At 72.8% G+C, this 21,749-nt stretch carries 17 protein-coding genes and 4 pseudogenes; 8 read left to right on the forward strand and 13 right to left on the reverse strand.

What is annotated here, in order from left to right; all coding sequences use genetic code 11:
• Both PV721_RS26390 and PV721_RS26395 read right to left on the reverse strand, forming a co-directional pair.
• Window positions 1–4,091: DNA-binding protein (locus PV721_RS26390; protein WP_319728320.1), on the reverse strand; the 4,091-nt coding region annotated here is incomplete at its 3' end.
• On the reverse strand, window positions 4,088–4,954 hold the full coding sequence (locus PV721_RS26395) for a DUF4132 domain-containing protein (RefSeq protein WP_319728323.1): 867 nt from the start codon (window positions 4,952–4,954) through the stop codon (window positions 4,088–4,090). The genes PV721_RS26390 and PV721_RS26395, both read right to left, overlap by 4 nt.
• A 202-nt stretch (window positions 4,955–5,156) precedes the next feature.
• On the opposite strand from PV721_RS26395, the gene PV721_RS26400 reads away from it, so the two are divergent.
• Together PV721_RS26400 and PV721_RS26405 are read left to right on the forward strand one after the other, a co-directional pair.
• Window positions 5,157–5,882: an HNH endonuclease family protein gene (locus PV721_RS26400; RefSeq protein ID WP_319728324.1), complete on the forward strand. Its 726-nt coding sequence runs from the start codon at window positions 5,157–5,159 to the stop codon at window positions 5,880–5,882.
• Window positions 5,879–6,166, forward strand: a complete 288-nt coding sequence (locus PV721_RS26405; RefSeq protein ID WP_319728326.1) for a hypothetical protein — start codon at window positions 5,879–5,881, stop codon at window positions 6,164–6,166. The genes PV721_RS26400 and PV721_RS26405 overlap by 4 nt, the downstream gene beginning before the upstream one ends.
• Before the next feature lie 7 nt (window positions 6,167–6,173).
• Here PV721_RS26405 and PV721_RS26410 read toward each other — a convergent pair whose 3' ends face one another.
• The 3 genes from PV721_RS26410 to PV721_RS26420 form a co-directional block, all read right to left on the reverse strand.
• Window positions 6,174–7,334 (reverse strand): YncE family protein, encoded by a 1,161-nt coding sequence (locus PV721_RS26410; RefSeq protein ID WP_319728327.1) that lies wholly within the window; start codon window positions 7,332–7,334, stop codon window positions 6,174–6,176.
• Window positions 7,331–7,975, reverse strand: coding sequence for an ankyrin repeat domain-containing protein (locus PV721_RS26415; protein ID WP_319728329.1), 645 nt, complete (start codon window positions 7,973–7,975; stop codon window positions 7,331–7,333). The genes PV721_RS26410 and PV721_RS26415 overlap by 4 nt, the downstream gene beginning before the upstream one ends.
• A 165-nt stretch (window positions 7,976–8,140) precedes the next feature.
• Window positions 8,141–8,674, reverse strand: coding sequence for a GNAT family N-acetyltransferase (locus PV721_RS26420; protein WP_319728331.1), 534 nt, complete (start codon window positions 8,672–8,674; stop codon window positions 8,141–8,143).
• Window positions 8,675–8,824: 150 nt separating this feature from the next.
• Between PV721_RS26420 and PV721_RS26425 the strand changes: the two genes are divergently transcribed.
• Entirely contained in the window at window positions 8,825–10,108 is a 1,284-nt protein-coding gene (locus tag PV721_RS26425) for a sulfite oxidase (RefSeq protein ID WP_319728332.1), read from the forward strand.
• An 8-nt stretch (window positions 10,109–10,116) separates the two neighbouring features.
• On the opposite strand, the gene PV721_RS26430 is transcribed toward PV721_RS26425, so the two are convergent.
• The 5 genes from PV721_RS26430 to PV721_RS26450 form a co-directional block, all read right to left on the reverse strand.
• The gene (locus tag PV721_RS26430; protein WP_319728334.1) at window positions 10,117–11,280 is read right to left on the reverse strand and encodes an alpha/beta hydrolase; all 1,164 of its coding nucleotides are present in this window, start codon (window positions 11,278–11,280) and stop codon (window positions 10,117–10,119) included.
• A 650-nt stretch (window positions 11,281–11,930) separates the two neighbouring features.
• Entirely contained in the window at window positions 11,931–12,359 is a 429-nt protein-coding gene (locus PV721_RS26435) for a hypothetical protein (protein ID WP_319728335.1), read from the reverse strand.
• A 56-nt stretch (window positions 12,360–12,415) separates the two neighbouring features.
• Window positions 12,416–12,898 (reverse strand): hypothetical protein, encoded by a 483-nt coding sequence (locus PV721_RS26440; RefSeq protein ID WP_319728336.1) that lies wholly within the window; start codon window positions 12,896–12,898, stop codon window positions 12,416–12,418.
• Between the two features lie 96 nt (window positions 12,899–12,994).
• Window positions 12,995–13,513 (reverse strand): pyridoxamine 5'-phosphate oxidase family protein, encoded by a 519-nt coding sequence (locus PV721_RS26445; RefSeq protein ID WP_319728347.1) that lies wholly within the window; start codon window positions 13,511–13,513, stop codon window positions 12,995–12,997.
• Between the two features lie 72 nt (window positions 13,514–13,585).
• On the reverse strand, window positions 13,586–13,870 hold the full coding sequence (locus tag PV721_RS26450) for a hypothetical protein (RefSeq protein ID WP_319728337.1): 285 nt from the start codon (window positions 13,868–13,870) through the stop codon (window positions 13,586–13,588).
• 663 nt (window positions 13,871–14,533) lie between these two features.
• Here PV721_RS26450 and PV721_RS26455 point away from each other — a divergent pair.
• From PV721_RS26455 to PV721_RS44030, 5 genes and pseudogenes are all read left to right on the forward strand, one after another.
• Window positions 14,534–15,955: a S8 family serine peptidase gene (locus tag PV721_RS26455; RefSeq protein ID WP_319728339.1), complete on the forward strand. Its 1,422-nt coding sequence runs from the start codon at window positions 14,534–14,536 to the stop codon at window positions 15,953–15,955.
• A gap of 49 nt (window positions 15,956–16,004) precedes the next feature.
• Window positions 16,005–16,457 (forward strand): hypothetical protein, encoded by a 453-nt coding sequence (locus PV721_RS26460; protein WP_319728342.1) that lies wholly within the window; start codon window positions 16,005–16,007, stop codon window positions 16,455–16,457.
• Window positions 16,444–17,412 carry a polyprenyl synthetase family protein gene (locus PV721_RS26465; RefSeq protein ID WP_319728343.1) on the forward strand — a complete coding sequence of 323 codons (969 nt, stop codon included), beginning with the start codon at window positions 16,444–16,446 and terminating at the stop codon, window positions 17,410–17,412. The genes PV721_RS26460 and PV721_RS26465 overlap by 14 nt, the downstream gene beginning before the upstream one ends.
• A pseudogene (locus PV721_RS44025) lies at window positions 17,409–18,369 on the forward strand (geranylgeranyl reductase family protein); the annotation flags it as partial. The gene PV721_RS26465 and the pseudogene PV721_RS44025, both read left to right, overlap by 4 nt.
• Before the next feature lie 380 nt (window positions 18,370–18,749).
• Window positions 18,750–19,598 (forward strand): annotated as a pseudogene (locus PV721_RS44030) (polyprenyl synthetase family protein); the annotation flags it as partial.
• Between the two features lie 524 nt (window positions 19,599–20,122).
• On the opposite strand, the pseudogene PV721_RS26475 reads toward PV721_RS44030, so the two are convergent.
• The 3 genes and pseudogenes from PV721_RS26475 to PV721_RS44040 form a co-directional block, all read right to left on the reverse strand.
• A pseudogene (locus tag PV721_RS26475) lies at window positions 20,123–20,792 on the reverse strand (MBL fold metallo-hydrolase); the annotation flags it as partial.
• A gap of 162 nt (window positions 20,793–20,954) precedes the next feature.
• A pseudogene (locus PV721_RS44035) lies at window positions 20,955–21,215 on the reverse strand (NUDIX domain-containing protein); the annotation flags it as partial.
• On the reverse strand, window positions 21,179–21,541 hold the full coding sequence (locus PV721_RS44040; RefSeq protein WP_416371188.1) for a hypothetical protein: 363 nt from the start codon (window positions 21,539–21,541) through the stop codon (window positions 21,179–21,181). The gene PV721_RS44040 and the pseudogene PV721_RS44035, both read right to left, overlap by 37 nt.
• Between the last annotated feature and the right edge of the window lie 208 nt (window positions 21,542–21,749).

Here is a 21,749-nt window from a genome sequence, read left to right on the forward strand (position 1 = left end):
CGTACGGGGTCTCCGGCGGGCAGCCGGTGCGCCAGCCAGGCCGCGGTGGCCACGGTCCCGGTCAGGACGCTCGCGGTGAAGGGGTGGGTGGCCGGATCGCGGGGCTCCACGTGGTCGCCCTTCACCGTCCAGGCCACGTCGACGGAGAGCTCGCTCGAGGCAGCCGGGTCGAGCAGGGCGCCGAGGGCCCGCTGCGCGGCCCAGCCGCGGCCGACGGCGCGGGCCGTCTCGGTGGCCAGCCAGTCGGGTACGCGGGTGCGGCGGCCCACGCGCCGGTTCCACACCTCCGCGGCGGCGGCCACGTCGGGTCCCTCGCTCCACAGCTTCGCCGGATCGGCGGGCAGCAGGGCGGCGACCAGGGCGCGGCGCACCTCGGCGTCGAGGTTCTTGAGCTCGTCGCGGGCGAGGGCGGCGTCGGTGGCCTTGACCCCGAGGGCGGTGCGCAGCTCCGCGGGCAGGAAGTTGCGCTCGTAGGTGTCGGTGTGCGGCAGTCCGGCGATCACCAGGCGGGCGAGGGCGCCGGAGACTCCGGTGAGCCGGGAGAACTCCTCCGCGGCTTCCGGGCTGAAGGGGGCCGGGCCGTGTTCGGCGGCGGCGCCGAGGAAGGCTGCGAGCCAGCCGACGCCCCGTTCGCGGTCGCCGAGCGGGGTCTCGCCGCGCACGGTGTAGGGGCCGGGGACGGTGAAGCGGCCGGTGGGGTCGTGCAGCAGGGCGCCGAACTCGTGGCCGTAGGGCACGGATTCGCTGTGCTCGGTCAGGGCCAGGACCGCTCCGCCGCCCAGCGGCAGCATGCCGCGGTGGTGGAGATTGCGTGACAGGCCGTCGGGGCCGGTCAGGTGGGCGCGGTCGAGGTGGAGCACGACCCGGCGCCAGCGGTCGGCGGAGCCCTCCGCGGAGGCCAGGCCGAGGGCGTCGACCGCGCCGAGCAGGGTGACCAGGGCGGCCCGCTGTTCGTCGGTGGCCGACACGGTGGTGGCGCGGTAGGCGACGGCGGCGGGCTCGTCGAGCAACGGCGTCCACGCGAAGGTGGAGTGCGGCAGCGCGGGCGCGTCGAAGTGGAGCCTGCCGGGCACTTCGGTGTCGTCGGTCCGCGCGCAGGCGGCACGGAGTTCGCTCAGGAAGTGGTGGGCGCCGTCCTCGTCGCCGCCCCAGCGGTAGTACCCGGGGCCGATGAGCCCGCTCAGCGCGTCGCCGAGCAGCCGGTCGCAGGGTCCGTGTTCGCGCTCCTCGGCGGGGGCGTCGTCCGGGTGGAGCCGGGCGGCGACCGCGTCCAGGGCCTTCTGCTGGGTGAGGGTGAAGCGCAGCACCTCGACGATGCCGCCGATCAGCTTCGGGGCGGTGACCTGGGGCAGGGCCGCGCTCACGAGGCCCGGCAGGTCGGTGACCTTCTCGGCTGCGGCGGCGGCCTTGAGCAGCGCGGCGACGGTCTCGCGGTCGGCGGCGCGCAGCGCGGCCGAGCCTTCGACGTCGCGGGGGCGCAGGGCGTACCAGTGGGACAGCGGCGGGAGGTCCACGCTGCCCGTTCCGAAGGCGGCGCGGCGGTGGTGGTCGCCGCGCGAGCGGGCGGTGACCACGCCGTCGGGGTCGCTGATGCTGAGCTCCTGCCAGTGCTGTGACAGGGCGCGCGGCCGGTCGTCTCCGGGGAAGGTGAGCGCCGCGACGGGCATGTCGCGGCCCTCGGGCACGGTGACGGTGCGGCCGCCGGTGTCGGTCCCCTCCCAGCCGTGGCCGGCGAGGCGGACGGTGCGCCAGCCGAGCAGGCCGCCGGCGGGGGCGCCGAGCACGGAGCCGGCGACGGTGGGCGTGGGCCGCAGCCAGTTGGAGTGCCCGCTGCGGCGGGCGTTCTCCGGGTGCGCGCGCAGGGCGTCGGCGAAGAACCCGGGCAGGGAGGTCCGGCCGTACGCCGCGCCCGCGGGGTCGTACTCGCGCCAGCCGGCCTCGTTCTTCTCGTCTCGCCGCTGCCACACCCAGTACGAGGTGCCGTCGGACAACAGGGACCGCTCGTCGGGCAGCTTCGTGTCGCCGCGGTGCAGGACGCCGCCGCCGGTGGCGCGGCCGCCGCCGGGGAGCGGCAGGGAGATGTGCTCGCTGCGCAGCGACCAGTGGTTGCGGTCGGTTTCCAGGGTGAAGACGGTCTGGGGTGCGGAGTGCCAGTAGCCCTCCGTCCGGTTGGTGCTCCAGGAGGACCAGAAGACCAGCAGGTCGCCGTCGACGTAGTGGAATCCGTGCCGGTACTCGGACCCGGTGGGGACGCGCAGGTCGTGGGTGAGGACGGTGGAGTCGGCGTCGATGACGCGGACCTCGGCCTGGTTGGCGACGATGAGGTACGGCCAGGCTTCCATCACCGTCAGGCCGTGGCGGCTCTGGCCGGGGCTCAGTTCGGCGAGGGCGCTCTCCCAGGAGGGCCAGGCGAGTTCTTCGAAGAGGCCGCCGCGCAGGGTGCGGGCGAGGGTTTCGGCGAGGTCGGCCGCGGCCGCGGCGGCCACTTCCTCGGGGGCGAGTTCGAGGGCTTCGGTGGGCAGCCAGGTCAGGCGCTGGATGGCGTCCGGTACTCCGGGCAGGCCGGCGGCGGTGGAGGCGCGGGCGACTTCGCGCATCCACTCGGTCAGCAGGGGGCGGCCGCCGGGCGCTTCGGCGACGCGCCGGATGACCTGGACGTCTTCGCCGTTGCCGCCGAGGGCGTTCAGCGCCCGGCGGAAGGCGGGGTGGAACCGCTGGTCCGCGGCGAGGGCGAGCAGGTCGCGGCGCTGCTCGGAGTGGGCCCAGCCGGTCAGGTTCAGCTGGTCGTGCCGGTGCCGCTTGTTCTCGGGGTCCGGATCGGGGTCGGCGACCGGGATCTCCAGGGCGAGCAGCAGGTCGAGGAGGTCGGCGTCCTCGACTCCGATGTGCAGGCCTGCTTCCCGGCCGGGCCGGGCGAGTTCGGTGCGCAGCTGCTCCGCGCAGCGCTCGACCAGGTCGAGGAGGACGTCGAGGGCGGGGCGCACGCCCCAGCCGGCGTGACGGGCGGCGTGGAAGCGCTCCAGCCAGCCGGCGGCGCCGTCGGCGCACCGCTGCTCGGCGGGCAGGTTCTCGCCGGCCAGTCCGGCGGTCGCGCCGGACTCCTCGAGGATCTCCAGCCACAGGGTGGTGAGCTCGTCACCGCCGCCGGGCGGGGTCAGTCCGAGGAGCGTGCCGCGTACGGCGGGAACGCGCTGGGCGAGCGCGACGAGGGCTGCGCGGTGGGCCTTCCACCAGCCGTGCGCGGCGCGCAGGGTGGCGGGCAGGGGCAGCAGTTCGGCGAGGTAGTCCTGTTCGGCCTCGGTTCCGGTCAGACCCGCGGCGCGGGCGAGGCGGCGCAGTTCGACGGCGGCCTGGGCGGAGGGCGGCAGCCCGCCGGCGGTGCGGCGTACGCACAGGCGGCGGAAGCGCTCGTGGGCCTCGGCGGGGGTGACGCGGCCGGCCAGGGCCTTGGCGTAGCCGGTGAGGACCTTCACCGGCAGGGCGCCGGCCAGGGCGAATTCGAGGAAGACGGAGTCGAGGCGGTCCTCGTCGATGGCGAGGCCGTGCTGGGCCTCGGCGGTGCGGGCCCGGCCGAACAGCTGGGCGGCGTAGGTGGTGTTCTCGACGGCGAGGAAGATGCGGGCCGCCTGCTCGTGGAAGACGGGCAGGAAGTGCGGGACGGACGCGGCGAGGCGGTCGGCCAGTTCCTGACAGGCGTCGAGGGCGGCCTTCGGCTTGGTCTTGGCCTGACGGGCGACCCGGTCCAGTTCGGGGACGACGGCGAGGGCGTGGTGGCCGTCCTCGGGGTGGTGCACGAGGACCCACTCGGGGAAGCCGAGTGCCTGGCGCCGGCTCAGGCCGACGACGGGGGGCTCGCCCTCGTCGCGCACGAGCCCCAGGAAGCCGGCGGCGAGGTCCTCGGCCGGGCCCAGTTCGGCGGGCGCGAGCCGGACGACGACGCGGTCGTCGCCGAGTGCGGGGTGACGGTAGGAGCGGGCGGTCAGGTCGACGGCGGTGGGGCCGGCGCCCTCGGTGTCCTGCGGCAGTACGGCGCCGGCCTTGAGCAGCAGTTCGGCCGTGTTCATCGCGGTGTCCTTCTGGTCGGTGCTCATGCGTTCCCGCCCTCCTCGATCTTGCGCCCGGCGTACAGCGCCGCGGCCATCCGCATGCCCTCGGACCAGGCCACCGGTCCGACGGCGGCCAGGGGTACCGTCCGGCCGTTCTCGTCGTGCCAGCTCAGGGCCCCGGTGGTGGTCTCGTCCTCGTAATAGGGTTCGCCGATCCAGACCGCCGCCTCCGCGCCGGCCCCCGAGTCGCGGACCTTGCAGGTGGCGTAGCCGCCGGAGACGCGGTAGCCGAGGCCGGTGGCCCGTGCGGCGAGGCTGAAGCGGGTGGGGAAGACCCCGCCCGCGTAGTCGCGGACCTCGGTGGCGGTGGCGGCGAGCCCGTCCGGCTTCTGCCACGTGGCGCGGTGGATCTGCTCGATCCGCTGGACGATGCCCAGCTCCGCCGCGAAGTCCCGTACGTCGTCCAGGTCGGGCAGCAGCACCGGGTGGGGCAGGGTCACCGTGCGTGGGGAGAGCCGTACGGTCTCGCCGTCGAGGTTGACCACCTTCAGTTCACCGGAGGCGGTGGCGTCCCGCAGGAAGCCCACCTCGTCCGGGTCGTCGCCGACGACTGCCATGTCGCGCAGGGCGTGCTGCCAGGCCTCGTCCGGCCAGACCCGGGCGAGCAGTCCGGTCGGCACGGGCAGCGAGGACACCATCCAGCCGTCGACCTGTGCGACGCATGCGGCCTCGTGCCGGTCGAGCCATTCGGCGAGCCGGCGCAGCCGGTCCACCTCGGGATGGTCCTTCAGCGCCTTCGGCAGCGTCTTCAACTGCCGTCCCGCACTCCGGCCGGTGGTGGACCTCGCCGCCACCCGTCCTTCCACCAGGGCGATCTCGTACCCCTCGCCCGCCGCCAGCCATGCCATCAGCCCGTGCCCCTCCGCCTGTCACCTACGGTTCCGCGCAGCCCTGACAGGGGGGAACGGACCCCCCCTGAGCTGCGGTATTCCGGGAGACTAGCGAGCCCCACTGACAATGCCCGCCGGAGGGTCCGTGGCCGGTTTTATGTCCGGTTCTGGGTAGTCTTCCGGGGACAGTTGCGCAGTGGAGCCGACTCGGGGTGGGGTTATGGGACGTCAGATAGGTGTGCCCGGTGTGGTCCTGGCGGCCGTACTGCTGGCGGCCGCGGCCGGCTGCTCCGGTCCGGACGCGCCGGGTGGCGGGGACGCGAAGCCGTCCGCGACGCGGACCGCACAGCCCCCGGACTCGAAGCCGGATGCCAAGCCGGCCGGCGGGGACGTGCTGCCGGGAATGGTCGGCACCGCCGTGGCCCGGACCCAGTTGGCGGCGCTGAAGGTGGCGCCGGTGGGCACGATGGCCGGCTACAGCCGGGACAAGTTCACGCACTGGGCCCAGCAGGGCAGCAAGTGCGACACCCGCGAGGTGATCCTGGAGCGCGACGGCTCCGGCGTCGCCCGGGACGCGGAGTGCCGGGCGGTGTCCGGCACCTGGAAGAGCCTGTACGACGGGGTGGTCGTCACCGACGCCGCGAAGATGGACATCGACCACATGGTTCCGCTCGCCGAGGGGTGGCGCTCCGGTGCGGCCGGCTGGGACGCCGCCAAGCGCAAGGCCTTCGCCAACGACCTGACCCACCCTCAGCTGGTCGCCGTGACGGCGGCCTCGAACCGTTCCAAGGGTGACCAGAGCCCGGACCTGTGGCAGCCGCCGGACAAGTCGAGCTGGTGCCGGTACGGGCGGGCCTGGACCACCGTGAAGTCCACGTACGGGCTGACCGTCACCGAACCGGAGAAGAAGATGCTCACCACGATGCTCGACAGTTGCCCCTCATGACCGGAGCGCACCACCGGCAGTGGCAGGACCGGGTGACGGCCGGGCCGGGCGGCGCCATGACCGACGAGGTGGGCGTCATCACCGGCCCGCTCACCCTGTGCACCACCGCCGTGGCCGGGGACCTGGTCCGCTTCGACGTCCAGTACGAGGGCGCCGACGAGTGGTACACGCTCAGCGGCAGCCCGCTCCCCCACCACGGCGATCCGGCCGCCCTGCACGCCGCCGCGCTCGCCGCGGTCCGCCAGGGGGGCGCGGCCCGGGCCCCCGGTACCGCGCCCGCCTGACCGGGGCTCAGAGGACGGCGACGCCGAGCGGCCTGGCGCCAGCCGGGAGGCGGCGGGCGGCGCCCGTCTCCAGGTCGACGACCGTGATGCCGTTCCAGTGGCCGTCCCGGGTGTATCCGCCCGTGACGTACGCGGTCCGGCCGTCCCGGGACACGGCCACGTCCTCGTGCGGGCCCTCCAGCGGGTACACCCGCTCGCTGCCGTCCGGGGAACGGACCGTCAGTGACGGGCCCTTGCCCGTGCCAGGCTCCACCGCTCCCGTGCCGACCACCAGGAGGCGGCCGTCCGCGGTGACGGTGGCGCCGTGCTGGTGGGTGTCGGCGGTCATCGGCTCGACGGTGGTCCGGCCGGTCCGCGGGTCGACGACCGCGAGCCGCTCGCCCTCGAAGGGGAGCAGCAGTTTCCCGTCGGCCGGGCGGACGGCCGTGTAGTGCGGCTTCAGCCAGGAGCCGAGCCCGCCTTCGGTGCCGTACGCGGCGACTTCGATCCGCCGGGGCCGCAACGAGGCGTCCACGACGGTGACGTCGAAGGAGTCGTGGCCGGTGACGTACACCTCGGCGCCGTCGGCCGACACGTCCACGTCGAAGGGGCGCCGGCCCACCGGTACGACGGCGGTGACCCGGCGCGTGGCCGTGTCCACGACTTCCAGGACGCCGGTGGTGCCGGGGACGTTGACCCCGACGTACGCGTGCGCGCCGTCGGGCGACAGCGCGATGCCCATGCCGCCGCCGCGGTACTCGCCGTCGGTGGCCGGGCCGGCGTCGGTGCGGTACGGGATGCGGGCCACCCGGGCGCGGGTGCGGGTGTCGACGACGGCGAGGCCCTCGGCCGTGGCCGCCCACGCGAGGCCGTCGGCGCCGACGGCCAGTCCGTACGGGGCCCTGCCCACGGCAACGGAGGCGACCGCTCCGCGCTCGGGGTCCACGAAGGTGACGGTGCCGGACCCGAAGTCGACGGTCAGGAGCAGCCCTTGCGGGGTCGGTGCGTTGGCCGGCAGCGGGGAGGCTGCGGACGGCGCCGGGCTCGGCGTCTCGGAGGAGGCGGAGGAGTCGGAGAAAGGGGAAGAGGCGGAGGCTGCCGAGGTCCCGGCCTGTGTGCAGGCGCCGAGCAGCAGGGTCGCGGCGAGCGCCGCGAGGGCGGTAGGGGTGCCCCGTGCGCAGCGGTTCACCGGCCGGTCCCCGGCTCGTCCCCGGCCGCCCCGCCGGCTCCGGCCGCCCCGGCCGCGCGCAGGATCCGCGCCATGCCCCCGAAGCCCCGGCGCACGGCGTGCTCGTACGGGGTCACCCCGTCCTGGTCGGCCAGTTCGGGATCGGCTCCGGAGGCGAGCAGCGCGGCGACGACCTCCTCGTGGCGGGGGCCGCCGTCGCCGAGGATCACCGCTTCCAGCAGGGCGGTCCAGCCGAGCCGGTTGACGTGGTCGACGTCGATGTCCGTCTCGTCGAGCACCGCGCGCACGTACGCGGTGTGCCCGCGCTCGGCGGCCGGGATGAGGGAGATCCCGCCGAAGCGGTTGAGCTGCTTCAGGTCGGGCCCGGCGGGCAGCAGCAGGCGCATCATCCGGACGCTGCCGGTGACGCCGGTGACCAGCCAGGGGCTGTCCTCCCGGGAGTCCGGGGCGTTCGGGTCGGCTCCGGCGGCGAGCAGCACCGCGGCCGCGGGCACGTGGTCGCCGAGCGCGGCGAGCAGCAGCGGTGTGCGCAGCTGTTCGTCGCGGGCTTCCACGGCGGCGCCCGCGGCGAGCGCGGCGCTCACCGCCGCCGCGTCACCGGCGCGGGCGCCGTCGAGGAGCAGTCGGTCGTGCGCGTTCATGGTGTCCCTCTCGGCTCCGGGCGGGGAAGGCCGCGTACGCCCTCCCGCTCCCCCGGTCCATGCTCGCCGCGCCGCAGCCCTCGGCCGGTCCGCCCGGTGGACGGAGCCCGGGAGCGGTCCGGCCGACCCCGCGGTCGGCCGATCGGCTCATGCGGGACGGCCGGATCAGGCCTCGTACTCCGTGAGGTCGATGCCGTGGACCCGCACGGAGGTCCCGTAGCGGGGGTCCGTGGTGTCGCGTTCCATGACCATGCCCAGCTTGCGGATCACGTTCTCGGAATCGGCGTTGCTCATCCGGTTGATCGCGACGACCCGGTCCAGGCCGCGGTCCTGGAGAGCGAACTCCAAGGTGGCGTGGGCGGCCTCGGAGGCATAGCCCTGGCCCCAGTACTGGCGGCCGAGCCGCCAGCTGATCTGCACGTCCGCCCGGGCGTCCGGCAGGTTCTCGAGCACCGAGAGACCGACGGCACCGATGAGCTCGCCGGAGCCGAGGAGCTCGACGGCGAAGAGCCCGAAGCCCTCGTCGTCCCACTCCTCCTCCCAGCGCTCGATCTCCTCGGCCGTCTCGTCCAGGCCGAGGGTGGAACCGTCACCGATCCAGCGCATCACCTCCGGGTCGGCGTTGATCTCCGACAGGGGGACGAGGTCGTCGTCGGTCCAGCGGCGGAGGAGGAGGCGGGGGGTACGGATCTCGGTCATGCCCCACATCCTGCCGAAAATCCGCCGACCAGCGGTAATCGGCCGTTGCGGCAGTGTTTCGAGTGCGTGGCCATCCCCGTGGGAAGGTTCTCGCGGCTCGCCCCGGGCCTCTACGGTCCGTCGGGAACCGCGACCAAGGAGTGCACTGCCATGCCGCTCGATCTGTCGGACGAGAGCCACTACGACCGCACGCGCCTGCGGCAGTGGGCACGCGGCCGCGCCCGCTCCGCCGGGGTGGACCGCCGCGACCTGATGAAGCTGTTCGCGGTGGGTGCCGCGGCCGGCTCGCTGGGCATGGCCACGGGCGCACCGGCCGCGGCCGCGGTCCCGCCCGGCCCGCCCGTCGCGGCCGCGGGCCCCGTCACCGTGAAACCGCTGCCGCCCGAGCTGTTCACGCTCCGCGGCACCAATGCGGAGACGAACTTCGCGGCGCTGCGCGGCACCGGCCCGCTCACCCCGATCGACCGGTTCTTCGTGCGCAACCACACCGCCACCCCGCGCGTCGATGCGGGCGGGTGGCGGCTGAAGGTGTGGGGCGACGGGCTGGCGGGCGGCCCGGTGGAGTTCTCGTACGAGCGGCTGCGGGCCCTGCGGGCGGTCGAGCGGACGCTGTTCATCGAGTGCGCGGGCAACGGCCGGAGCTTCTACAGCACGCAGCAGGGCCAGCCGGTGACGGGCACCGCCTGGACCCTGGGCGCGATCGGAGTCGCGCGCTGGCGCGGGGCGCGGCTGTCCGACGTGCTGCGGCTCGCCGGGGTGACCCGCGCCGCCGTCGACGTCCTGCCGAGGGGGCTGGACGACGAGGTGATCGCGAACGGGGTGAACCTGGGCCGGGTGCGCCGCCCGCTGCCGGTGGCGAAGGCGCTCGACGACGTCGTGCTCGCCTACGAGATGAACGGGCAGCCGCTGCCGCCCGACCACGGCGGTCCGGTGCGCCTCGTCGTACCGGACTGGGTCGGGATCTCCTCGATCAAGTGGGTCGGGGACATCGAGGTGAGCGACGAGCCGCTGTACTCGCCGTGGAACACCGACATGTACCGGCTGTTCGGGCCCGGGCACCCGGCGCAGGGCAGCGCCCCGCTGACCCGGCAGACCCTCAAGAGCGCCTTCGAGCTGGAGCTGGGAGCCACCCTTCCCGTGCACCGGACCCGGCTGCTGACCGGCCGGTCCTGGTCGGCGGCGGCCCCCGTCACCCGCGTAGAGGTCAGCACGGACGGGGGCGGCCACTGGCGGCCGGCCCGGATGCACGACGCCCCGCGCCGGGGCGGCTGGGTGCGCTGGTCGGTGCCGTGGACCCCGCGGACGACGGGCGCGACGGCGCTGCTGGCCCGGGCGACCGACGCGAGCGGCCGGACGCAGCCCGAGACCTCGGTCCACAACACGCAGGGCTACCTCTTCGACGCGGTCGTGCGGCACCCGGTGACCGTGGTCTGAGGACCGGTTCAGGGGGTGTGGAAGCGGACCTCCGGCGCGTCGGCGGAGGGGCCGTCGAGGACGGGCCGGGGGGTGCCCCGCAGGTGCTGGTCGAAGAAGGCTGCGACGTAGCGCCGGGTCAGCTCGACGGAGCGGGCTCCGGGCAGCGGGGCTCCCTGGTCGGGCAGGCCGAGCTGTTCGCCGATGGCCGGGAAGTCGGTGAAGGTGAAGTGGCCCGAGTCCGCGAAGGTGATCCAGCGCTTCCAGCCATCGAGCCTGGGCCAGTTGTCGCCCCACGACTTCATGCCGCCGGGGGCGCTCTTCTGCTCTCCGAGCAGCATGAAGGGGCGCCCGCCGAGTCCGGCCTCGGGGACCGGGGTGTGCAGTCCGCCGTCCATGTTCACCCCGGCCCGGATCCTGGGATCGATCGCCATCGCCGCGACGGCGGAGGCCCCTCCGATGGAATGGCCCGCCATCGCGATGCGGTTCCGGTCGATGAGGCCGGAGTGGCGCCAGGCGGGGTGGCGTCCGGTGAGGCGGTCCAGCAGGAAGGACACGTCGCGGCCGCGGGTGTCGCTGACCGTCTGCATGCTGGTCCCCGCTTCGGTCTTGTCGCAGGCCAGGCACTCCAGCACCCGCCCGCCGGGGAAGGCCGTCCCGACGCTCTCGTAGGCGTGGTCGACCGCGGCGACGACGTAGCCGCGGGAGGCCAGGTCCTCGGCGAGCGCGGTGAGGGTGGCACGGTGGACGGTGAAGCCCGGTGAGAGCACGATCAGCGGGTAGCGTCCGGCGACGGGACGGGCGTGGGTCCGGGAGGCGCTCACCGTGCCGGTCAGGGTCTCGACCGGGATGACCTGGTCCAGCCCGCGGTCGACCAGCAGCAGCCGGGCCTCCTCGTCGGTGAGGTAGCGCGCGGCGCCGCCGGTGTCGCGCCGCGCCGGGTAGCGCATGGTGACCATCAGCTCGCGCGGGCCGGACCCGGCCCAGGGGTCGGTACGGCTGCGGTCGACCAGGTGCAGGTCTTCCCGGCCGACCGCGAAAGGACCGGTGGGGCGCGGGAGTTCCAGCGCGGTGCGGCTCGGCGCGGCGGCGGACGGGGAGTCCGCCGCGGCCGCGGTGCCGGCGGCGGCGAGCGGGAGCGGCAGGAGGAGGGCGAGTAAGGCGGCTGAGGCGGCTGCTCTGCGTCGGTTCATGGAATCGACGCTATGCACCGGCGCCTGACCGATCGTCACCACTGCGGAGGATCTGACCGGTCCCACCGGAGGAGGATTCCTCGCCCCCGGTCACCCCGCAGGATGATCACCCTCGAGGACACCGGGCCGGGTCGACGGCTGTCGGGCGGCCCCACTGGCCTTCGGTCGACACGCCCGATGGAACGGGGGCCCGCACGCCAGGTGCCGCGGTGACAGCCTCGTCGCGCGGAAGTCCGGCGGGAGTCCGTACGGGGAACCGCTGGCGGAGCCCGCGCGGTCGTTGCGAGCGTGCACGACACGGGCACAAGGGGGGACGAACGTACGCCGCCAGCGGTCGCGGTCGTCGTCGGGGAACAGGTGCTCGGCGTAGCGCTGGGTCAGGACCCGGGACCCCGGGAGGAATCCCGCCAGCGCACTACCCGGCGCGGGTGGGCGAGGACGTCACCGTGGTGGGAGACGGCACCTGGCTCACGCACGACGGCGAACGGCTGCACCGCTGGTCGCTCGGCGACGCGGGCTCCCGGGGCGCCGGATGACGTCGAGCGCGGCAGCGCCGCCGTTCCCCCGGTGCCCCGGTCTCCCCGGTTTCCGGGGCTCAGCGCCGGTCCATGGCCCGCACCACGGACGACCACCGCCGGGCACGTCCCCGCTCACAGGGTGAGGCTGACGATCCAGTGCTCGTACTCCTCCGCGGTGATGCCGCAGATGTGGCCGCCGGAGCCGGACCGGGCGATGAACTCGATCCGCCCCTGGTCGTCCACGAGGCGGGCGACGTCGGCGCCGTCCGCGAGACGCACGCGGACCCAGCCGACCCCGGAACTCCCCGTCACGACCGCCGTGAGGAGGAACGTCCCGTCCTCGTCGATGACATCGGCTCGCCGGGCGTCTTCGAGCCACAGCCGGTGTACTCCTCCCAGGTCTCCCTTCAAGGGGAAGGAGGCACTGGGCTGCACGCCGAAACCCGCCATGGCCCGCCAGGCCGTTTCGACCGAGGGTCCGGGTTCGTTCCCCTGGACCGTGTCCACTTCGAGACCGCTGCTCCGGATGAGGTCGACGAGGCTGTCCTCGCTGGTGCGCATGTCAGTCTCTCCTGCTGACGTGATGCTGCTCTGGCAAAATCACGCAAGAGAACCTGTCAGTGTGAGGCGCCGACGCTGCTGACCCAGACGGCGAAGGCCGCGTTCTCCGGCTCGGTGTCGGTCTCGTCCGCATGGCTCCGCACGTCGTCCAGGTCCGCCCGGGCGAGGAACCCCGCCTCGCCGTCGGTCAGAAACCCCTCGACGACCGGACCGAGATCGTCGCAAGCCACGTAATTCCCGCCGAACGGCAGTGCATCCGGGGGCACGGAACCAGTCGAGCACCGGAGCTGCCCGGCCTGCTCGTCGTGCCACACGTAGAACGTCGCCACCCCGGGAAAGCCCAGCGCGCGAACGCGTCCCCGGATGGCGGCAGCAGTTCGCTCGAAGGCAGCCGCGACCTCTGCAACGGACAGCGATTCCCTGTCCCCTTCCGCCGCACTCAGCCACCAGGTGTTGGTCTCCACCTCCACCTGACGGTCAGCCGGCTCAAGCACCAGGGGCTCGTCCGCCACCTCAGCGATCCATGTCAACAGCACCACAGCAGTATCCCTGCACAGCCCGGGCCACAACAACCATCACAAGAAGCAACACCCGAGGCCGGATGACCGCCCAGCCGTCTGGCCGGGGCTCTGGAATCACCGGCCGGATCTGGTCCAGAACTGACGCGGCGCGAAGCCCTCGCGCCGCAGCCAATGCTCGGTGTAGACGATCCGCTCCGCCTCGATCACGGCAAGAGGCCCGGACGGTGGTTCGTCGAGGGAAAGCGAACGCTCGACATGGTCGGACTGCCAGCGGAATGCTGACCAGTAGTGCTCGAAGTCGGGGTCGTCCTCGGACAGCGTGCGAGCCCGCCCGAAGATCTGAGCACCTCGGCTGCTTGCCTGCCCGACCAGCGGAGCGAAGATCCCCACGGAGACCCGGGGGTCCGCAGCAAGGTTCCTCATCTTCGGCGAACGCGGGGCGGCGGTGAACATCACCGCGAAGTCGAGGTGGAAGTAACGCACCGGCGTCGCCAGTGGCCCCTCCGGCCCTGCCGTCGCCAGCACGCACATGTTCTGCGAGGACAGCAGATTGAGTATCCGCTCTTCCAGGCGCTCTGGATCAAGCCGCTTCTTCGGTGCCGGGCCAGACAGCCACGGGTTGGTCACAGGCATGATCAAGTATCCCACGCCTCACCACCTGGATCCCCGGAGCCGGGTCAGCCACAGCCGGCGGTGACGGCACCGCTACGCGGAGGCGACGACCTCGCCTGCTGAGACCTGCGGCGGGTTGGGGAGGAGAGAAGCGAGGTTCTGCCGCACGAAGTCCGCCGCCCTCTCGATCGATTCGTCGGCGCCCGCACGGTCCTGGAACACGCTGGTCGACACCATCACCCCATTGCCGGCATCGACCCAGTAGTAGGCCACGAATCCGGGAACCCGGCGCATGATCGGCACGAACCCCCCGTCGACGAGGCGTCCGGCTTCGGCCGGGTCGGTCACGCCTTCGTACCTCCGGACTGCTGCGTACATGGCTGGTCTCCTCAACGGTGCTCGGCGTCGTCGCAGCGTAGATGGCGTACCCCGCCCGCCCCGTGCTCGGCTCGCGAGGCGCCCGCCATCAATCACCGGAAGAGCCCACGAACGGCCGGCCCCTACGCGTCGGGCGGACCGTGCTCACCGTGGTGAATCCGAAGCCCGCCGGACGGTGCGGCCTCGGGGCAACCGCCCGCTACGAGCGCATCGGTGGCCGGGAGATCCCGGCGCTCGCCACGCCGACGCCCGAGCCGCACGGACACAGCTCGCTGAAGCGATCTGCCGGCTCCCTGAGGTCCGAATCCCTCTCAACGGCGGAGTACCGTTCCGACTCCCGTGCCGTGGCTGTCCATGTCACGCTGGCAGCGACAACGGGCTGTCGCCATGACCGCGGTGACGCCATCGGCCGGGCTGTGACCGGCCCGCACCACAGAGAAGGGCCGGTGTCGGGCGTTCGGCCGCCGAGCCGCCGCGGTGCTCGACACACCCGTTGCGGCGGGTGGGCGATAGATCAGCGAGTTCCGGCTCGATTACACGGTCGCGGCCCATATCTCGATACCGTCGCTTCTCACGGGCCCGGGCCGACCGGAGGTCCGGCAGATACTGCTGGGTTCGCCGCGGCAGGCGGAGATCGTGGCTGCAGCGTGGAGAGGAGCCGGGATGTCCTCGCCGACGGGGAGCGATGGTCGGTCCGCAGCCGAACGCAGCCACGATCAGATCGACTGGTACGTACAGAACAGACGCCGAAAGCAGCTGCAGGAGCTGACGGCGGAGAGCCCGATCGCGGTGCCCAAGCTTGATCCGTGGATCGTCGACACAATTCTCGCCGAACGCGAGGAACGCAAGCTCGCGACCTGGACGGGTGCGCCCCTCCCGGCCGAGGAGCCGGTGCACGAGGTACTGATCAACCTGGTGTCGGGCCAGGCTGCCGCGCGCGGCCCCGCTGTTCCGAGGTCCGGACGGGCCCGGGCGATCGAGGCGCGTCAAGCCGAGGCGGAGGTCTTCCTGCGGGGCATCCGGGCGGACCTCGAACGCAGGGGCATCGACGTCCAGAAGGAGTTCTGGCTGACCCACAGCGTGCTCGCCAAGCTGACATCCTCCGAGGTGCTGGCGGTGGCGGCGCGAGACGACGTCAGCAGTGTCACCAGCAACAAGCTGCGCGACGTCGAGGCACTTGACTTCAGTCGGCCACACGTCAAAGCGAATCTCCTGCCCGCCGGCATCACGGGCGCGAGCATCTCCGTAGCGGTCGTCGACGGCGGCGTCGACGCCGCCCATCCCGCGCTCACGGGCATCGTCGGCCCGCAACAGGACAAGACCGGTACGGCGGTGAAGCGCGACGACAGGGGCCACGGCACGCATTGCGCGGGGATCATCGCGAGCCGGGATGCGGCATTTCAGGGTATCGCCCCGGGAACGACCATCGTCGACATCCGCATCATGAACGGCGAAGGCAGGGCCAAGCCGGAATGGGCGGTCGAGGGGTTGATCGCCGTGGCGACCTCCGGCGCCGAAGTCGCCAGCAACAGCTGGGGATACCGACACCATGACGGCGCGTGGGTCTGCCCCGCCGGCACCTGCGTCGTGTGCACCGGAGCCGACGGTCTGGTGAGCCTCGGTGTGGTGGTCGTCGCCTCCGCCGGAAACCAAGGCCCTGAGTTCTGGTGGGGAAGCCCCTATTCCAGAATCAGCTGCCCCGGTAACGCGCACAAGATCATCACCGTCGGTGCCACCACCGACAACGACTTGATCGCGGGTTTCTCCAGCCACGGCCAGACGCCGGACGGCAGGCCCAAGCCGGATGTCGCAGCACCGGGTGTCGACATCGCCTCCGCGCAGGCGGCGGGAACCGGAAAGCCGGCCGACGTCGTCGCACCGGGCTTCATCAACAAATCCGGCACCAGCATGGCGGCCCCGCATGTGGCGGGTCTCGCCGCGCTCATCCTGGACAAGAACGACACCCTGACTCCCGGCGAGGTCAAAAAGCTCATCGTGACGACCACGCCGGGACTGATCGGCCCCTTCTGGTACGGCAGGATCAACGCACTCGCGGCGGTCAACGCCACACCGCCGCCACTGTGACGGAGCGGCACATCACAGGTCGGAAACCCTCGACGAGGAGAGACGTCCCATGTCCGACGACTTCGCGCCCCGAGCCGCAAGCGTCACTCCGAACGACAAGGCACTGGCGGCCCACGTGAAACGCGGGGTGATGAGCTTCCGAACCGACAACCCGGCCGAGTTCCAGGAGGTGGTCAGCGAGTTCGACGGCCGCACAGCCAACGTGGCCGTGCTGGGATTCGGCCGGATCAACGTCCGCGTCGGAGGCGGAGACGTCGTGGTCGAGCCGGGGCTCGGACCGGGCGAGATGATGCACGGCGCCGTCTATCTGGAGGCCGCGCAGGCGATCGCGAGCGGTGTCCTCACGCCGCTTCAGGCCTACTTCCGGGGAGACGTCATCGTGCGGGCTCCGGCGGGCGATCTGCACAACGGCTACGGCTTCTTCGTCAGATTCGCCGAACTGGCCTTCGCGTCGGCGAGAATGCGTACGCAGCTCGACGAGTTGCGCGATGAATTCCTCTGAGACCTTGCCGCCTCCGGTAGGCAATGGCTGGGCCCCGCGGCTCGCCCACGCCATGCACGAGGCGGTCACCGCACAGGACGCGGGCCTGGGACGGGTCGCCGGCGAGTTGATCCGTCACGGCGGCAAGAGGCTTCGCCCCCGGTTGCTGTTCCTCTCCGCGAGCCTCGGAGAGGCCGACGAAGCGCTGCTCGTGCACGCCGCCGCCGCGATCGAACTCATGCACGTGGGGTCGTTGCTCCACGATGACGTGATGGACGGCGCGGCGACCCGACGCGGAGCGCCGAGCGTGAATTCCCGGTGGGGCAACGCACATGCCGCCACCACGGGAACGCACGTGCTCGCCTGCGCGATGGCCGAGCTGGCGCATCTGCCGCACGACGCCATGTCGACCGTGACGGAAGCGGCGTTCACACTGTGCAGCGGCCAGCTCCGGGAAACCGAGCACGTGCACGACGTGGATCTCCCCGTTGACGAGCACCTCGAGATCATTCGCATGAAGACGGCCACGCTGTTCGGGCTGCCGTGCAGACTCGGTGCGGAGCTGGCCGGCTGCGACCCCGGACACGTCGACGCTCTCTTCCGCTACGGCCAGCAGTTGGGCATCGCGTTCCAGCTCACCGACGACCTGCTCGATCTCGTCGGCGACCCGGTCGACCTCGGCAAGCCGACGGGTACCGATCTGCGCGCCGGAGTGTTCTCCTACTCGGTCCTTCTCGCCCTGCGACAGACCCCGGGCGGGCGGCTGGCCGCACTGCTGCGTCACGAGAACCTCAGCGCGCGCGAAGCGACCGAAGCGGCGGCGCTGGTGCGTCGCGCTGGCACCGTGGACATGGCGCGCGAACTCGCACGCACGTATGCCGACGGCGCCGCCGCCGCGCTCGCCGAGCTACCGGAATTCCCGGGCCGGGACGCGCTCGCCGCCACGGCACGACGTATCGCGAGCCGAATGGAATGAACGTGCGCAACCACTACGACGCGCTGGTGGTCGGCGCCGGGCCCGCAGGTAGCTCAGCCGCCTACCACCTCGCGGTCCAGGGCCGCCGGGTCCTGCTTCTCGAGGCCCAGCGCTTCCCGCGGGACAAGGTGTGCGGTGATGCGCTGACGCAGCGCGCGGTCCGGGTCCTCGCCGCGATGGGTGTCCTCGACTCGCTTCCCCCTCCGGAACGCGTGCGGGGCCTGCGGGTCCACATGCGCGGCCGTGGGCGGCGCGATTTCGCCTACGGTGCCTATCCGGGCACCGACAGCCACTGCCTCGTCGTGCCGCGCCGCGCGCTCGACGAAGCGATCTGCGCCCGCGCCGTGGCGGTCGGCTCCGAGCTCTGGGAGGGGGCCGCGGCCACGGCCCCGATCGTCGAGCGAGGACGAGTCGTCGGGGTGCGGGTGTGCCGCGACGGCCGGCTCATCGACGTCCGGGCGGCCGCTGTCGTCGCGGCCGATGGTGCACGGTCCCCGCTGGCGCGTGCGGTGGGTCTGCTGCCCGAAGGCGGCCTCGGCGTCGGCGTGCGCGGCTATCTGACCGGTCTCGACGGCCTGTTGGACCTGCAAGAGGTCTTCCTGCCGCTCGACGACGTGGCGGGGCGGGACCTGTTGCCGTCCTTCGGCTGGATCAATCCGACGTGTGCGTCGGAAGCCAACATCGGCGTCGCGTTGTTCCGTCCCGGATACGAAGGCCGCGCGGAGCATGTGCTGCAGAACTTCCTCGCCCGGCTGGGCACGGGCCGGAAGGCGTTCGACGGCCGGTTGCGCGGAGAGTGGGCCACGGCGCCGCTTCGCCTCGACTTCTCCCCCGGTCGCTGCGTCGGCGACGGCATCCTGCTCGTCGGCGATGCGGCGGGGCTGGTCAACCCGTTCACCGGGGAGGGCATCAGCTACGCGCTTGAGTCCGGTAGGACCGCCGCCGAGGTGATCGACCGCGGTTTGACCCGAGATCCCGAGCGTCCGGACCTCCTGGACCATGCGCTGCTGCTGGAGAACTCGTACTCCGGGTTGCTGACGGCCGGCCGCCGGTCGGCCCGCCGGTACCAGTTCGTCTGGCGGGTCCTCGAGAGTACGTTCGACAGCGAGCGCGTGCCGTTCACACTGTGTCGCCGGGCGCTCCTGCTGCCCGAGGGCATGGGCGAGCTCCGGGCGCATCGCGCGATCGACGACGTGGCCGGGCTGATGGCGGCCGGGGTCGACGTACGCACCGACCTGCTCGGCGTCGGTGAACTCATGGCGAGCGCCGTCCGCGACGAGTGGCCGTTCCTGGCCCGTCTGGCCATGTCGAGCTGGGGAGATCCCGGCGTCCCGTTCCGGCCGGCGCTGTTGCTGCTGCTGGCAAGCCATTTCGGTGACATCGGCGCGCGCCGCCGCATCAAGATGGGCGCCGCGATCGAACTCAGCGCCCTGGCGGCGCTCGCGCAACTCGGTGTCGAGGACACGCCGACACATCACTCCAACTGGGGAAACAGGTTCGCCATCCTGGTGAGCGATCTGCTGATGTCGAAAGCGTTGCACCTGGCCACCGACGGCGGTCCTGAGGCGCTCGCACTCATCTCCCGCGCCGTCACGAAGGTGTGCACCGGCCGGACAAGCGAGCGACAGCACGCATTCGACGCACGGATGGCCGAGGACGATCACCTGTCGCTGGTGGAGTCGCAGACCGCGTCGACATTCGAGTTGCCGTGCCGCCTCGGTGCCGTCGCCGCAGGAGCTGACCCGGAACATGTCGGAGCACTCGGGAGCTACGGCCGTGCGCTGGGCGTCGCGTTCCGACTGACCGAGGACGTCCGCATCATCACCGGGGCCGCGCGGCCGACGGACAACGCCGGGGGCGCCGCACTGAGCGAAGGCACGCTGGCCCACCCCGTACTGGTCGCGCTGCGTCGCAGACCCGGCAGGTTGACGAGCCTGATTCGTCGTGGGCGTCTGACGGCGGACGATGTCGAGGAAGCGCTCGCGATCGTCCGTGACAGCGGAGCGCTCGACGTGACGCGTGCGCTGGCACGCGAGCAGGCCCGTCGGGCGGCCGACGCCCTGGAGGGACTGCCGGAAGGCCCTGCGCAGGCGTCGTTGTTCGCGCTGGTCGACCATGTGGTCGGGCGACAGGTTCCGGAACAAGCTCGTCCGGCCTTGGCGTTCGCGGCGCGTCCGCACCCCTAGCCCCGGCCCGATCTGCGGCGCCGCGGCTGCGCGGGCGCCGTGACGGTCGAGGCGGGCAGCGCTGGCCGCGGGCGCGGCGGTCGCCGGCGGTCCGCGGGCCGGCGGCCAGGGCTGCCACCGACGGTGCAGTCTGCCGGTAGCAGGGCTGGGGCCGGCAGCCCCAGCCTTCGGCTGCGGGCTCCGGCCGAGGCCGTCGACCACCGCGGCGCCGGTGAGAAGAGGGGGATCATCGACGGCACCGAGATCCGGGTGCCCGACCGGCACCCGGACGCAAGGACCGGGACACGTTCATCTCCGGCGAGAGTAAGCAGAACGCCATCAGAACCATGGCCGTCACGGACGGCGACGGCCGGGTGCTGTTCCGCAGTCCGACCGGACCCGGCGGCTGCGCGGGCATGACCCACGCTCGTCGGTTAGGTCTGGTCAGGCTTGTGGCCGGTGGTCCCGTCGTGGAGATCCTTGCCGATGCCGGCACCAGGGCCTGGGGCACGGACTGGCGGGCGTGTGGTGACACCTCCGCGTCGCCGGGTGATGAACGGCTCGGTCAGGTGCGGGGTCGCGAGGGAGAGAGTGTCGGCGGCCCGGCTCTGGAGCACCTGTTCCCTTGAGGCCCTTGCCTGCCCGGGGTCCATTTCGTGAGCGTAGGCGAGTTCGGGGTGAAGCACCTGGATCGCGTGCACGAGCAGGTCACCGGTACGGCGACCAATTCGCGCCCGGACGCGACGAGCACGCTCTGGTGTCCGGGTGTGTGACCGTGCGTGGCGAACACGCGCTCGCCGCTGCGCAGCGGGGTGTCGCCGTCGAGCAGCCGTAGCTGACCGGCCTTGGGGAGCGGGTCGATCACGGCGGACCGCAGCTGCGGGTTGATCTCCTCGAGGGCGTTGAGTTCGGCCTGCTGCAACAGGTATGCGGCGTTCGGGAAGAACGGTCGCGTCTGCTCGCCGCCGACGACGGCCCAGCCCACCCGATCGGTGTGGAGGTGCGTGAGCACCACGGTGTCCGCTTCGGACGGTTCGATACCCGCGGCGGCCAACGAGGCCGGGAGCGCCCCGGGCACGGGCTCCCACGAGGCCGCCGGCTGCCGGCCGGGCCGATCCCCGCGTCGACCAGCGTCACGCCCTGGTCGCTGCGGATCGCGAACGCGCGGAACCGGAGCCGCCAGCGCCCATCGGCGTCGAGCGCGCCGGGATCGAGAAAGGGCGTTGCCCGACGCCACCACCGAGCACGGGGCGGCGGCCGATCAATGGGCAGGTCGGGGCGGCACCAGGCGGTGAGGATCTGGGCGCTGCATTCGAACAGGCCCGGCGGCAGCCCGTCCAGCGGCCACCATCCCCAGTCGCCGACCCGCTCGCCCGGCTGGTCGGCGGGCTCGCCGCTCCACCGCGTGACGAGCGCGCCGACCGTGATCCGGATGACGCCGCCGACCTGGTCCGAGAGCATGCCCAGCAGGCGCACGTCGGCCGGGTCCTCACGCAGACCCGTCTCCTCGGCCAGTTCGCGCACGACCGGCCCCTCCAGCGACTCGCCCGGCTCCACCGTGCCGCCGGGGAGCTGGACGGTCCCCCGCCGGTGGCGGCCGATCAGCAGACCGCGTGGTCCCACCTGCACCGCGCCCACCCCGGCCGCCGCGTGCGCGACGGGCGGCTGGGCCCTACGGGGACGAGAGGTGATCCGGACCGGCCTGCAGACCTGGAAGAGCCGGGCCCGGTCAGTTCGCCGACACCGGCCAGGCGCAGGATCTCCAGGCGGGGCTCCACCTCCGAAGTAGGGCCGTCCCCGGACGAGTTGGTGTGCAGCACGGTGAAGTACAGCCGTCCGCCGGGCCTGAGGGCCGCCGCCAGGGCGGGCAGCAGCCGGTGCGGGTCGACGAAGTGGACGGCGGACAGCGCGTAGATCACGTCGTACGGCGCCGAAGCGCGCAGATGCCCGACGGCGTCGGCCACAAGGTCCTCTGCAGAGCGGCCGGCAGCCCCCACAAGGACCGCCGCAACGGAGCGGGATACGCCATCCGAACAACACACCCAGGCCGCGGGGAGTTCCGCCCGAACCGGCTCCCGCCTCCGCCTCAGGCCCCGCCCCCCTCCGTGACGCTGATCGCGTCGAGCTTGCCGCGCAGGTACACGTGGGAGTCGACGGGGTCGTGCACGACCC

This window comes from Streptomyces sp. MB09-01 (assembly GCF_033794505.1).
Classification (GTDB): Bacteria; Actinomycetota; Actinomycetes; order Streptomycetales; family Streptomycetaceae; genus Streptomyces.